Source organism: Bradyrhizobium sp. 45 (assembly GCF_023073155.1).
Classification (GTDB): Bacteria; Pseudomonadota; Alphaproteobacteria; order Rhizobiales; family Xanthobacteraceae; genus Bradyrhizobium; species Bradyrhizobium canariense_D.
This window is the reverse complement of record NZ_JADPIX010000055.1, coordinates 83,072-96,180: the sequence shown is the minus strand read 5'-3', so window position 1 is coordinate 96,180 and position 13,109 is coordinate 83,072. Positions and strand designations below refer to the sequence as shown.

Sequence of the window (13,109 nt, the reverse complement as noted above, 5' to 3'; positions counted from 1 at the left end):
CCCCGTCAATCTCGACCCCCGCATGGCCAAGCTCGCCGGCGGTGTCCACCGTCTCGACGGCCAGCTCATGGTCGTCCTCGACGTCGATCGCGTCCTCGAACTCAAAACCGAAGTGCAAATGGCTGCGTGAGCCCCAAAAACATCGAAGCCGGAGAACCCAAATGAAGACGTGCTTGGTGGTCGATGATTCCAGCGTCGTGCGCAAGATCGCACGCCGGATCCTGGAAGGCCTGCAATTCGAAGTCACGGAGGCCGAGGACGGCTCCAAGGCGCTCGAGGTCTGTCAGCGCAAGCTGCCCGACGCGGTGCTGCTGGACTGGAACATGCCGGTGATGGACGGCTTCGAGTTCATGGGCCACATGCGCCGCCTGCCGGGCGGCGACCAGCCCAAGGTTGTATTCTGCACCACCGAAAATAACGTGGCTCATATCGCTCAGGCGCTCAGCGGCGGCGCCAACGAGTACATCATGAAGCCCTTCGATAAAGACATCATCGCCGACAAATTCGCAGAAGTCGGCTTGATTCCGGTCGGACAAGCCATGGTCTGAGTGTCTGGCGGAGTGTTCCAGCCAGAGTGTTCCCAGTACAGCTTCCGAGAGGCCTATCCGTGACCCCGACCGAGTATGATTATCTGCGTAAGTTCCTGAGGGATCATTCCGGGCTCGATCTGTCCGCAGACAAGCAATATCTGATTGAAAGCCGGCTGTTGCCGCTGGCGCGCAAGGCCGGGATCTCCGGCATCGGCGAGCTCGTGCAGAAGCTGCAAGGCGCTGGCTCGGGCGCGCTCGTCACCAGCGTGGTCGAGGCGATGACCACCAACGAGACCTTCTTCTTTCGCGACAAGGTCCCGTTCGATCATTTCCGCGACACCATCATGCCGGAGATCATCAAGGCCCGCGCCGGCCGCCGCAGCGTCCGCATCTGGTGCGCCGCCGGCTCCACGGGGCAGGAGCCCTATTCGCTCGCGATGAGCCTAAAGGAGATGGGTGCGGCCCTAACTGGCTGGCGCGTCGAGATCATCGCGACCGACCTGTCGCAGGAGGTGCTCGAGAAGGCCAAGGCCGGCATCTACAGCCAGTTCGAAGTGCAGCGCGGACTGCCGATCCAGATGCTGATGAAATATTTCAAGCAGATCGGCGAGACCTGGCAGATCAATCCCGAGCTGCGGGCGATGATCCAGCACCGGCAGCTCAATCTGCTGCACGATTTCGCTCAGCTCGGCACCTTCGACGTCATCTTCTGCCGCAACGTGCTGATCTATTTCGATCAGGACACCAAGATCAACATCTTCAACCGGCTGGCTCGCCAGATCGAGGGAGACGGCTTCCTGGTGCTGGGCGCGGCCGAAACGGTGGTCGGACTGACCGACACGTTCAGGCCGATTCCGGAGAAGCGCGGTCTCTACAAGCCGAACGACCCGCGCGCGGCGGCCGCCAAGCCGGTTCTTGCCGGCGCAGCGCCGCGCCTAGCGGTCATGGCGGGACGATAGGCATGGCCGAGGATGGCAAAGGCGCGGAACGCGTGACGTTCAGTCGCGGCTATGATGTCTGCATCATGGCCATCGACGGCACTTGGCGCCGCGACTGCAAGCTCAACGCGATCTCCGACACCGACGCCATCCTGACGGTGGAAGGCTCGATTCAGGGCCTGAACCTCAAAGAGTTCTTCCTGCTGCTGTCGTCCACCGGCCTTGCCTACCGCCGCTGCGAATTGGTGCGCGTCAACGGCGTCGAAATGGACATTCAATTCCTGCGGGGCAAGAACCGGAAGAAGCGGGCCGTCGGTGGCCGTGACGAGGCGGCGTGATCTTCACGTGCGTCGCGTCGCCGTTTTCCGCGACGTTGGTTCGCATTTGCTGAAACATCCGACTGAATTTGCCGTCGCGGCTTTACGTCGCCTAAGCGCGAACGGTGTATCCATTGCCGGTCTCAATCTCAGGATACGGCAATGCCCAGAAGCTCTTTCTCCTCTCTCCCGTCAAACCTGCCCGACGCCGCCGAGCGGCGCGCGCTTCAGCTTCTGGTGGTCGATGACGACGGCACACAGCGCAGCCTGATCACGATCGCGGCCAAGCAGGCCGGCCACGAGGTCACCGTGGCGCCGTCCGTGGCCGAAGCGATCGAGAAACTCCGCACCGCGCGCTTCGACTGCGTGACACTCGATCTCGTGCTAGAGGATGGCGACGGCATGGACGTGCTGGGCGAGATGGCCAAGGCGAAATTTGGCGGCGCCGTGATCGTCGTCAGCGGCATGGACGGCAAGCGCCGCAGCGCCGCCCGCAGCTTCGCCCGTTCCGTCGGGATCGAGCTCCAGAGCCTGCCCAAGCCGCTGGATCTGGCCGCGTTGCGCATCAGCCTCGCCAATCTCGGCAAGACCGCGATGGGCCTGCCGGCGATCCACACCTGGGGCGGTGTCGCCACCGACGCGATCGTGGAGCGGCACCGCGCCTGATCCGCGGCCGGCCATGCGATGAAAGAATGCGGTCGCCGCGTCGCAGCGATCGCGATCTACAGCGTACCGCTGGCCTCCGACAGGCATTCCAGGGCGTGGCCAAGGCCCGCCCGGCAGGCGTCGAGCGCGGCGATCGCCCTGGCATACCGGGGTGTGACATCGTCGAGCACGAAGACGTCGGCGGAACTTTCCGGATCGCTCCCGTGTTCTTGAGCCATGGCTGTGGCGGTCCGGCGCATGCTGCTCTCGATCTGCGAGATCAGCACGCGAAGGTCGGCCGCAATCAGCTCACGGCTCTCGACTTCGGGCATTGCCACGAAAGGCGGTAGCGGCCAAAATTAGCATGGATATTCTCCGTCCTCTGCAATTAGGCGCCTCGCCGCTACTTGTGCGTCAAGTTCATGTCCCGTACAAATACGGTGGGCCGAATCCGCGCCGAACGCCATAACGGTTGGGGCGGACGCGAGTCCTTCATGCCAACCGGATGTGTGGCACATGGCCGAACAAAGCTCTCGCGGTGAAATCTTCGTGGTCGACGACGACGCTGCCGTTCGCGACACCTTGTCGATGGTGTTGAAGGCGGCGGGCTATGAGGTGATCTGTTTTGCGGACGGCGCAGCATTGCTCTCCGTCGCGCGAAGCCGCACACCTGCAGCGGTCCTGCTCGACGTGCACATTCCCGGCAAGTCCGGGCTCGATATTCTCAATGAGCTGCACGGCGAGGACTATCCGGCACCGATCTTCATGATCTCCGGACAGGGCGATATCGCGATGGCGGTCGGGGCCATCAAGAGCGGCGCGCTCGACTTCATCGAGAAGCCGTTCCGCGGCAGCGAGATCGTCGGCCGGCTCGACGAGGCGATCGACGCCTATGCCCGCAGGCAGTCGGAGAACGCAGCGCCGAAGTTCGGCTCGCTGCATTTCCCCGGGCGCGAGCCGTTGACGCGCAGGGAGCGCGAGGTGCTTGAGCAGTTCGCCGCCGGCGCTTCCAACAAGGAGGCCGGCCGCACGCTCGGCATCAGCCCGCGCACCATCGAGGACCATCGCGCCAACATCATGAAGAAGCTCGGTGCGCGCAATGCCGCCGATCTGATCCGGATCGTGATGACCGCGGCGCAGCGCGCGTCGTAAATTCCGTGGGCGACATTTCGTAGCCCGGATGAGCGAAGCGACTTCCGGGACCTGGCTCGTGGTGTTCCCGGGTATCGCTTCGCTCACCCGGGCTGCGGGCTCTCACCCGACGCGCCATCAACTGTTCAACGCCTTGCGGATGGCCCGCGCCAGATCCGATTTGCGATAGGGCTTCGCTAGCAGCAGAACGCCCGAATCCAGCCGGCCGTGATGGATGATCGCGTTCTCGGTATAGCCGGACGTGTAGAGCACCCGGAGATCGGGACGCGTTCTCTGCAGTTCGTCGGCGAGCTGCCTTCCGTTCATCTTGCCGGGCATGATGACGTCGGTGAACAGGAGGTCGAACGGTTTTCCGGCGGCGACGATTGCGAGCGCCTCCGCGGCGTTCGCAGCCTGCAAGGTGACGTAGCCGAGCGAATGCAGCTGTGCCAGCACGTAGTCGCGCACCAGCCGGTCGTCCTCGACCACAAGGATCGTCTCGTGTCCGCCCTCGATGGTCGCCGGCGTCACGCCCTCGCCGACCGCCGTCGGCGTCTTGCCGGGCGGCAGGTACATCTTGATCGTGGTGCCGTGGCCTTCCTCGCTGTAGATCTTGATATGGCCCGCCGACTGCTTGATGAAGCCGTAGACCATCGAAAGCCCGAGTCCGGTGCCCTTGCCCGGTCCCTTCGAGGTGAAGAAGGGGTCGAACACCCTGGCCAGCATGTTGGCGGGAATTCCGCTGCCGGTGTCGCTCACGGCGATCAGCACGTAGTGTCCCGGCGGGACGTCGTTGACGCTGGCATAGACCTCGTCGAGATAGGCCGCGCCCGTCTCCACGATCAGCTTGCCGCCGCCCGGCATGGCATCGCGGGCATTGAGCGCGAGGTTGAGGATCGCGGTGGTGAGCTGGCTGGGATCGACGATCGCGACGCAGTTCTCGTCCTCGAACACCGATTCGATATGGATCTGCTCGCCCAGCGTCGGCCGCAATAATTTCGCCGTGTCGATGATCAGCGCGTTGACGTCGATCTCGCGCGGCTGGAGCGGCTGCTTGCGCGCAAACGCCAGCAGGTGCTGCGTCAGCTCGGCGCCACGCCCGGCGGCCTCGTCGATCATCTTCGTGATCGCCGCGAGCTCCGGCTCGTTGGCCACCGCGTCGGCCAGGATCTCGATCGTTCCGGTGATGACGGTGAGAATGTTGTTGAAGTCGTGCGCCACGCCGCCGGTGAGCTGGCCGACCGCCTCCATTTTCTCGGCCTGGCGGATGCGCTCGTCGGCCGCGATCTTGTCGGTCAGGTCGCGGTAGAACGAATTGAAGAGAACGCCTTCGCGTCGCTGGAGCGCCGTGACGCTGAGCTCGGCCCTGAACTCCTTACCGTCGCGTCGCCGCACCAAAAGTTCGCGCCGTGGATTAGCCAGCGATTGTTGCTCGGATTCGAGAAAGAGCTTCAGTCTGGCCCTGACGCTTTCGCGCTCACTGGGGGCGACGAAAAGCTCAATCGCATTCTTGCCGATCGCCTCCTCACGGGTCCATCCGAAGAGCTTCTCGGCCTGCGAGTTCCAACTCAGGATGGCCCCGGTGTGGTCCGTCTGGGTGAAAGCATCGAGCGAGGTCTCGACGATGTTGCGCGCAAGCTGTTCGCTCTCCCGCAAGGACTCCTGTGCAAGCCTCGCTTCTGTCATGTCGCGCCCGACAAAGAAGTAGCGCTGGGCGTGGTCGGACCAGCTGCCGAGCCAGGACAGCCAGACCTCACGACCGTCCTTGTGGAAGCAGCGGGTGTCCGCGAGCTTCAGCCGCTCGCCGCGCCTGAGCGCGCGCATCTCGTCGCGCGACTGGTCGAGATGGCCGGAATGAATGAAATCGGCGCCGCTGCGGCCGATCATCTCCTCCGGCCGGTAGCCGAGAATGGCCTCGCTGCTCGGACTGATCTGCGCGATGTGGCCGCGCGCGTCCATCACCATGATCAGATCCTGGGAGGTCTCGAAGATCTGTCGCCGTTCCTCGAGCTGCTGCTGCAGCGCCCGCTCGGCCCGTCGCGCCTCGGTCAGGCTGCGCGCGGTGCCGGAGGCGCCCACGATCTCGCCCGATGGGCCCCTGATCGGCGACAGGCTGAGTGAGATTTCGACCGGCGTGCCATCCTTGCGCAGGCGCACCGTCTCGAACCGTTCCATCGGTTCACCTCCGGCGATCCGCCGCAAATAGTCCTTGCCTTGCTCGCGTCGGTCGGGTGGGACGATGATCGAGGTGGATTTCCCGATCGCCTCATTCGCCGAATAGCCGTAGAGGCGCTCGGCGGCGGCATTCCAGCCGGTGATGATGGCGTCGAGCGATTGCATCACGATCGCTTCGTCGGAGGATTCGACGGCGGCGCTGAACAAGCGCTCGCGCGCTTCATGATGGCTTCGCGCGGCCTCGGTGCGGCGATGCTCCTCGATCTCGCGTTCAAGCGCGGTCGTCTTCGCTCTCGTTTCTTCGACCATTTGCGCGAATGCCCGCGCCAGCACGCCTGTCTCTCCGCTCGCATCGACGGGAATCTCGGCGCGCCGTCCGCTGCCGATCGCTTCCACCGCCGCGGTCAGACGCCCGATCGGCCGCGTCAATGAGCGCGCCAGCAGTACCGCAAGCAAAGCTGCGGCAAGGACAGCAAGCAGGCCGACCAGTGAGGAGGCTTTTTGAATGGCCGCCGGAACGCTACTGAACACGGATGGTGGGGCCGTCTCGATGACTGCCAACCACTCCTTGCCGGCCAGCAGTGCCGGTGCGAGCGCCGCTCCACTCGGCCGGCCCGCTTGGTCGCTCGTAAGCTGCGTGGATCCTTGCGGCAGGCCGGCCCGGGCTGCAAAGAAAGGAAAGTCCCGGCGCCAATCGTTGGCGTTGCCAAGCAATGCACCGAATTCCCGCGCACGATCAGGGTGGACAAGATAGTCGCCACGCGAATTCACGACATAGATTTCTCCTCCTGCGCTCGTGGTCGAGCGGACGCGGTCGAGCGCAGGACGCATGTCGATATTGGCGATGACGATGCCGAACGGCTTGCTATCAGGCGTGAACAGCGGAGTCGCGACGCGCAACGTCGGAATGTGAGGGTCCGTGGTTCCTCCCTGCCGCGTGGCGAGATCGACGGGCGAAACATAGATGTCGCCCGGCGCCAATCGAATCGTCTCCTGGAAGTAGGTTCGGTCGCTCTTGCGTTCCAGTTCGCCGTCGGGGACGATCCGTGCTGTTCCGTTCGGGCCGGCGCGATCGACGCGGACCAACTCGCGCTGGTCGTCGTCAAGGCCGATGATTCGAAATTGCCCGTAGCTCGGTTTCGCGTCGATCTCGGCTGCGAGCCGGGCTGCGATGCGCTCGCGCCAGGTTTGCTCGGAAACGCCGTCGACATCGTCGAGGCCTCCACCGATGTGGGCACGGATCAGGCCGTTGATGGCCGCGGCGGAGCGATAACCGAGCAGATCGCCGCGCGCGCCGGCAACGTAGGATTCAAGATGGGTGGCCAGCAGGCTCGACTGGGCTTCAATCCGTTCCAGGACCCGCGGAATGACGGCCTGGGTGATATTGCGATAGCCGAGCCAGCCGACTGCGGCCACGGTGACCGCCACCAGCAGGATCATCGCGATGGCGAGCCGCGTAGCGAGTGTCATGGGGAAATCTGCACCGCTTCCTGAATGGCCGTGCCCGCGCTCGGTTGGAACAGAATGAAGGTTCTTGTCATCGGCGGCCGGTGCTGACATCCGGATTCCTCACCGATGCCGTCCGCGCCGCGTCCAGGCAGCCAGCGACCGCGGCGAGCAGCGCGTCGGCCCGGAACGGCTTCTGCAAGCTCGCCACCGCGCCGAGCTTGGTCGCCATCTTGAGGAAGTCCGGCTCCGCATGGGCGTCCGGCGTGAACGAACGGCCGGAAATGACGACGATCGGAATCGCCGGCTGCAGCGCCCGGATGTGGCGCATGGTCTCCAGGCCGTCCATGCCGGGCATGAAGATGTCGAGAAAGAGAAGGTCGAACTGGCCGGCCTCGAACAGCGCAAGTCCCTTGCGGCCGTCTCCGGCGACGGTGATTTGATGACCGGCCCTCTCCAGGAGCAGCCGAATCGTCATCTGCACGGCCGGATCGTCATCCACGATCAGGATGTTGGCCACGTCTGGTATCCTCCCGGGCCGGATGGGGTGTCCCAGCGACCGCAAATCAAACCATCAACTCTGAAATTGTTGCGCGGATTGCATCTGGCCTGCAAGCACTTCGCCATCGATCCCAAGATTGCTCGCAAAAGGCGAACTCGGTTGCGTCAATTTATGCACGGTGACGTGCACAAGCGCTCGCGACAACCGCGCGCCATATGCCTAGTCGGTCAAATATTCCGGATAGTGGCTTCGGATCGTGTCGAGCTCGCTCAACGTGCCCGACAGGTGCTTGCGCAGATGCTGTTGCGCAGCATCGGCGTCGCCGGCCTCGATCGCGCGCGTGATCAGCTTGTGGTGGCGGACGATGTTCTGGGCCTTGCCGGGTGAGGGCAGATGCATCCGGCGCAGCCGGTCGATATGTCCGCTACGGCTGCGCACCAGCGTCCAGAGTTCCTGCTTGCCGGCCGCGGCATAAAGCTGCGCGTGAAAATCATTGTCGCCAGCGATGAAGCTCTCGAAGTCTCCGGCCTTGGCGAATTGCTGCTGGAGCGCGATCGTGTGGTCGAGGCGTATGACCAGGGCTTCGCCGTGCTGCTGCGCGAGCAGCCGGACGATTTCGAGCTCCAGCGCCTGGCGCAGGAAATGGGCCTGCTCGGCCCGACCGACGTCGACGCGGCTGACGACGGTGGCGTGCTGCGGAAACACGTCGACCAGCCCTTCTTCCTCGAGCCGCATCAAGGCGTCGCGGATCGGCGTCGAGCTGACGCCGAATTGTGCGGCGAGATCCGTGCGCGACAGCGGCGAGCCCGGCGGCAATTCGAGCGCGAGAATGGCATTGCGCAGCCGCTCGAATACTTGCGGTGCGGCCTGCCGGGCCCGGTCGAGCCGCGCGCCGGGGCGGGGGGCTACGCGGGGCGCGGGTTCGGCTGGTTCCATGCGAAGCGCTCCGGCCAGCTTGCCTTTGATACACTAATGCATTAGTGCATTAGCAAGATCGCTCGTCAATGGCGGCCGGAGGAAACGAACAACAATGATCAAGCAATTTCAGTGTGGCCTCACGGCCGTCGCCCTGATCGCCGCAGCGGCGCTGACGGCTTCGCCAGCAAAGGCGCAGCAGAAGTCCGAGATCTCGCTGTCTCGCCAGCCCGGCATTTTCTACATGCCGAGCCACATCATGGAAAAGCAGAAGCTGATCGAGAAGCACGCCGCTCAGCTCGGGGTGGTCGGCGTCACCACCAAATGGGTCACCTTCTCCGGCGGCGGTGCGCAGACCGATGCGCTGCTCGCGGGCGGGGTCGACATCCTCAACACCGGCACCGGCAATCTGCTGCTGCTGTGGGACCGCACCCGCGGCGGCGTCAAGGGCATCGTCGCGACCTCGGCGCAGCCGATGACGCTGATCAGCCGCGACGCCAACATCAAGTCGATCAAGGATTTCGGCCCCAACGACAAGATCGCCGTGCCGACCGTAAAAGTCTCGACCCAGGCCATCGTGCTCCAGATCGCCGCCGCCGAAGCCTTTGGTCCCGACCAATGGTCGAAGCTGGACGTCAACACGGTGCAGCTCGGTCATCCCGACGCCTATGCGGCGCTGTCCAACGCCAAGCACGAGGTGCACACCCATTTTTCGATTCCGCCGTTCACCTTCCTCGAGCTGAAGAACGTGCCGGGCGCGCATGTCGTGCTGTCGTCGCCTGACGTGATGGGCGGCCCGCTCAGCCAGGCGCAGTTCTTCACCACCACGAAGTTCGCTGATGCCAACCCGAAAATCATCCAGGCCGTGCGCGATGCGACCAAGGAAGCTCAGGATCTGATCCGCAGCGACACCAGACAGGCGGTCGAGATCTACAAGGAGATCACCGGCGACAAGACCTCGGTGGAAGAGCTGCTCGATCTCCTCCAGGAGCCCGGCATGATGGAGTGGAATCTCGAACCGCAGGGCACGATGAAATTCGCCGCCCATCTGTTCAAGACCGGCACGCTGAAGACTCAGCCCAAGGCCTGGACTGATTATTATCTGCCCGTCGCCCACGATCTGAAGGGCAACTGATGGCGCTGCTCGACGTCAGCTCCGTGACGCTGCGCTACAAGACCTCCAGCGCCGTCGTCACGGCGACCGAACGGGTCAGCTTCACAGTCGACAGGTCCGACCGCTTCGTGCTGCTCGGGCCGTCCGGCTGCGGCAAGTCGACCCTGCTCAAGGCCGTCGGCGGCTACATGGCGCCGAGCGAAGGCCGCATGACCATCAACGACCGCGAGATTCGCGGTCCCGGCGCCGATCGCATGATGATCTTCCAAGAGTTCGACCAGCTGCTGCCTTGGAAAAGCGTGCTGGCCAACGTGATGTTTCCGCTGCTGACCGCGCGAAAATTGTCGCGCAAGGATGCCGATGCGCGGGCGCGGGCCTATATCGAGAAAGTGGGCCTCACCCGCGTGGTCGACGCTTATCCGCACACGCTCTCCGGCGGCATGAAGCAGCGCGTCGCGATCGCGCGCGGCATGGCAATGGAGCCCGACATCCTACTGATGGACGAGCCGTTCGCCGCGCTCGACGCGCTGACGCGGCGAACCTGCCAGGACGAGCTGCTCCAGCTCTGGAGCGAGACCAAATTCACCGTGCTGTTCGTGACCCACTCGATCGCGGAAGCGATCCGCATCGGCAACCGCATCCTGCTGTTGTCGCCGCATCCCGGCCGCGTCAAGGCCGAGGTGGTCGACGTCGACAAGGTCTCCAATGACGATGGCAGTGCCGGCCGGCTGGAGAAGGAGATTCACGATCTCCTGTTCGCCTCCGAAGCAACGGCGCATTGAGGGAGCCTCTCATGGGCGAAGCGAGAATAATGCTGCGTGACGCGCCGGTCGTCGGCAGCGCAGCCGAGGTCGAGCGCAAGCTGAGCGTGCCCGAGCTGTTGTGGAACGACGGCTTTGTCCGCAAGACCGTCATCATCCTGTTCCTCGCGGCGGTCTGGGAGGCCTACGGCCTCGCCCTCGACAATCCCCTGCTGTTTCCGACGCTGCACGACACGATCCTCACGCTCTACGATCGCGTCAAGGACGGCACGATTCCCATGCGGGCCTGGGCTTCGCTAAAAGTGCTGTTCATGGGCTATTCAGCCGGCATCGCGCTCGCCGCGATCTTCACCGTGCTCGCGATCTCCACCCGCATCGGCACCGATTTCCTTGAGACGGTCACGGCGATGTTCAATCCGCTGCCGGCGATCGCGCTGTTGCCGCTCGCTTTGATCTGGTTCGGTCTCGGCAACGGCAGTCTGGTGTTTGTGCTGATCCATTCGGTGCTGTGGCCGGTCGCGCTCAACACCCATTCGGGCTTCAAGAGCGTGTCCAACACGCTGCGCATGGTCGGCCGCAATTACGGCCTTCGGGGATTGCCGTACGTGGCGAAAATCCTCATCCCCGCCGCGTTCGGCTCGATCCTGACCGGCCTCAAGATCGGCTGGGCCTTTGCCTGGCGCACGCTGATCGCGGCCGAGCTGGTGTTCGGCGTGTCGTCGGGGCAGGGCGGGCTCGGCTGGTTCATCTTCGAAAACCGCAACCTGCTCGACATACCTGCGGTCTTCGCCGGCCTCTTGACGGTGATCATCATCGGGCTTTTTGTCGAAAACCTGATCTTCCGCGCCATCGAGCGGAACACCGTGCAGAAATGGGGCACCCAATCATGACCAAGAAGAAACTAACGCCCGACCAGCTCCGCAGCGCGCGCTGGTTCGCACCCGACGATCTCCGCTCGTTCGGCCATCGCTCCCGCACCATGCAGATGGGCTACGCGCCGGAGGAGTGGAAGGACCGCCCGATCATCGCGATCCTCAACACCTGGTCGGACGCGCAGCCCTGCCACATGCACTTCAAGTCGCGCGTTGACGACGTCAAGCGCGGCATCCTGATGGCCGGCGGCCTGCCGCTGGAGCTGCCGGCACTGTCGCTGTCGGAATCGCTGCTCAAGCCGACCACCATGCTCTATCGCAATCTGCTGGCGATGGACGCCGAGGAGCTGTTGCGCAGCCATCCCGTCGACGGCGTGGTGCTGATGGGCGGCTGCGACAAGACCACGCCGGCGCTGCTGCTGGGTGCGACCTCGATGAACATCCCGGCGATCTATCTGCCGGCAGGTCCGATGCTGCGCGGCAATTGGAAGGGCAAGACGCTCGGCTCGGGCTCGGACGGCTGGAAATACTGGGACGAGCGGCGCGCCGGAAAAATCTCCGACAAGGACTGGCTCGACATCGAGGCCGGCATTGCGCGCAGCTACGGCACCTGCATGACCATGGGCACGGCTTCCACCATGACCGCGATTGCAGAGGCGATCGGCATGACGCTGCCGGGCGCGTCCTCGATTCCCGCCGCTGATGCCAACCATATCCGCATGGCCTCGGAATGCGGGCGCCGTATCGTCGAGATGGTCTGGGAAGATCTGACGCCGAAGACAATCCAGACCCGCAAGGCGTTCGAGAACGCGATTGCAGTGGCGATGGCGATGGGCTGTTCGACCAACGCCATCATCCATCTGATCGCGCAGGCCCGCCGCGCCGGTCTCGACATCGGCCTCGACGATTTCGAGATTGCGAGCCGCAAGGTGCCCGTCATCGCCAATGTGCGGCCGAGCGGCGATGCCTATCTGATGGAGGACTTCTTCTATGCCGGCGGCCTGCCGGCGCTGATGGGGCAGATCAAGCCGCATCTGCATCTCGACTGCATCACCGTCACCGGCCTGACGCTGGGCGAGAATATCGCGCATGCCGAGGTCCACAATGACGATGTGATCCGCTCGATCGACAATCCCATCTACAAGGAAGGCGCCCTCGCGGTGCTCAAGGGCAATCTCGCACCCGACGGCTGCGTCATCAAGCCGTCGGCCTGCGCGCCGCGCTTCCTCAAGCACACCGGGCCGGCGCTGGTGTTCGACGACTACCCTTCGATGAAGAAGGCGGTCGACGATCCCGATCTCGACGTCACCGAAGACCACATCCTCATCCTTCGCAACGCCGGGCCGCAGGGCGGGCCGGGCATGCCGGAATGGGGCATGCTGCCGATCCCGACAAAACTCGTGAAGCAGGGCGTGCGCGACATGGTGCGAATCTCGGATGCGCGCATGAGCGGCACCAGCTACGGCGCCTGCATTCTGCACGTCGCCCCCGAATCCTATGTCGGCGGACCGCTCGCGCTGGTGCGGAACGGCGACCGCATCACGCTCGACGTCGCCACCCGCACCATCAATCTCGACGTGTCGGAAGCCGAGCTCGACAAGCGTCGCGCCGCCTGGAAGCAGCCCGAGCGCCGCTTCGAGCGCGGCTATGGCTGGATGTTCACCAAGCACATCAAGCAGGCCAATGACGGCTGCGACTTCGACTTCCTCGAGACCGATTTCGGCGCGCCGATCGGCGAGCCCTCGATTTACTAGAGAGCGTGA

General features: G+C 64.1%; 13 protein-coding genes and 1 pseudogene. 10 read left to right on the top strand and 4 right to left on the bottom strand.

The genetic code is table 11. The features are described from left to right. The 5 genes and pseudogenes from IVB42_RS09775 to IVB42_RS09755 all read left to right on the top strand — a co-directional run. Window positions 1–130: pseudogene (locus IVB42_RS09775) on the top strand (chemotaxis protein CheW); the annotation flags it as partial. A 31-nt stretch (window positions 131–161) separates the two neighbouring features. Then, window positions 162–548: a response regulator gene (locus IVB42_RS09770; protein ID WP_018456638.1), complete on the top strand. Its 387-nt coding sequence runs from the start codon at window positions 162–164 to the stop codon at window positions 546–548. A gap of 59 nt (window positions 549–607) precedes the next feature. Continuing rightward, window positions 608–1,489, top strand: a complete 882-nt coding sequence (locus IVB42_RS09765; protein ID WP_018456637.1) for a protein-glutamate O-methyltransferase CheR — start codon at window positions 608–610, stop codon at window positions 1,487–1,489. A 2-nt stretch (window positions 1,490–1,491) separates the two neighbouring features. Then, complete coding sequence (locus IVB42_RS09760; RefSeq protein ID WP_018456636.1) at window positions 1,492–1,806, top strand: hypothetical protein; 315 nt, start codon at window positions 1,492–1,494, stop codon at window positions 1,804–1,806. 141 nt (window positions 1,807–1,947) lie between these two features. Then, complete coding sequence (locus IVB42_RS09755) at window positions 1,948–2,451, top strand: response regulator (protein ID WP_018456635.1); 504 nt, start codon at window positions 1,948–1,950, stop codon at window positions 2,449–2,451. Between the two features lie 56 nt (window positions 2,452–2,507). Here the strand turns inward: IVB42_RS09755 and IVB42_RS09750 are convergent, their stop codons facing one another. Next, a complete protein-coding gene (locus IVB42_RS09750; protein WP_018456634.1) occupies window positions 2,508–2,762 on the bottom strand; it encodes a hypothetical protein in 255 nt (84 codons plus the stop codon). 184 nt (window positions 2,763–2,946) lie between these two features. On the opposite strand from IVB42_RS09750, the gene IVB42_RS09745 reads away from it, so the two are divergent. After that, window positions 2,947–3,582, top strand: a complete 636-nt coding sequence (locus IVB42_RS09745; protein WP_018456633.1) for a response regulator — start codon at window positions 2,947–2,949, stop codon at window positions 3,580–3,582. Window positions 3,583–3,699: 117 nt separating this feature from the next. Here IVB42_RS09745 and IVB42_RS09740 read toward each other — a convergent pair whose 3' ends face one another. From IVB42_RS09740 to IVB42_RS09730, 3 genes are all read right to left on the bottom strand, one after another. Further along, window positions 3,700–7,296, bottom strand: a complete 3,597-nt coding sequence (locus IVB42_RS09740) for a PAS domain S-box protein (protein ID WP_026233214.1) — start codon at window positions 7,294–7,296, stop codon at window positions 3,700–3,702. After that, window positions 7,274–7,702 (bottom strand): response regulator, encoded by a 429-nt coding sequence (locus IVB42_RS09735; RefSeq protein ID WP_018456631.1) that lies wholly within the window; start codon window positions 7,700–7,702, stop codon window positions 7,274–7,276. Before IVB42_RS09735 ends, IVB42_RS09740 begins: the two co-directional genes overlap by 23 nt. A gap of 201 nt (window positions 7,703–7,903) precedes the next feature. After that, the gene (locus IVB42_RS09730) at window positions 7,904–8,620 is read right to left on the bottom strand and encodes a GntR family transcriptional regulator (protein ID WP_018456630.1); all 717 of its coding nucleotides are present in this window, start codon (window positions 8,618–8,620) and stop codon (window positions 7,904–7,906) included. A 94-nt stretch (window positions 8,621–8,714) separates the two neighbouring features. Between IVB42_RS09730 and IVB42_RS09725 the strand changes: the two genes are divergently transcribed. The 4 genes from IVB42_RS09725 to araD are packed head-to-tail and all read left to right on the top strand — an operon-like array spanning window position 8,715 to window position 13,100. After that, on the top strand, window positions 8,715–9,734 hold the full coding sequence (locus IVB42_RS09725) for an ABC transporter substrate-binding protein (RefSeq protein ID WP_247392735.1): 1,020 nt from the start codon (window positions 8,715–8,717) through the stop codon (window positions 9,732–9,734). After that, the gene (locus IVB42_RS09720) at window positions 9,734–10,495 is read left to right on the top strand and encodes an ABC transporter ATP-binding protein (RefSeq protein ID WP_018456628.1); all 762 of its coding nucleotides are present in this window, start codon (window positions 9,734–9,736) and stop codon (window positions 10,493–10,495) included. The genes IVB42_RS09725 and IVB42_RS09720 overlap by 1 nt, the downstream gene beginning before the upstream one ends. Window positions 10,496–10,506: 11 nt before the next feature. After that, window positions 10,507–11,364 (top strand): ABC transporter permease, encoded by an 858-nt coding sequence (locus IVB42_RS09715; protein WP_085348860.1) that lies wholly within the window; start codon window positions 10,507–10,509, stop codon window positions 11,362–11,364. Beyond that, a complete protein-coding gene (gene araD / locus IVB42_RS09710; protein WP_018456626.1) occupies window positions 11,361–13,100 on the top strand; it encodes an L-arabinonate dehydratase in 1,740 nt (579 codons plus the stop codon). Before IVB42_RS09715 ends, araD begins: the two co-directional genes overlap by 4 nt. The last annotated feature ends 9 nt before the right edge of the window (window positions 13,101–13,109 follow it).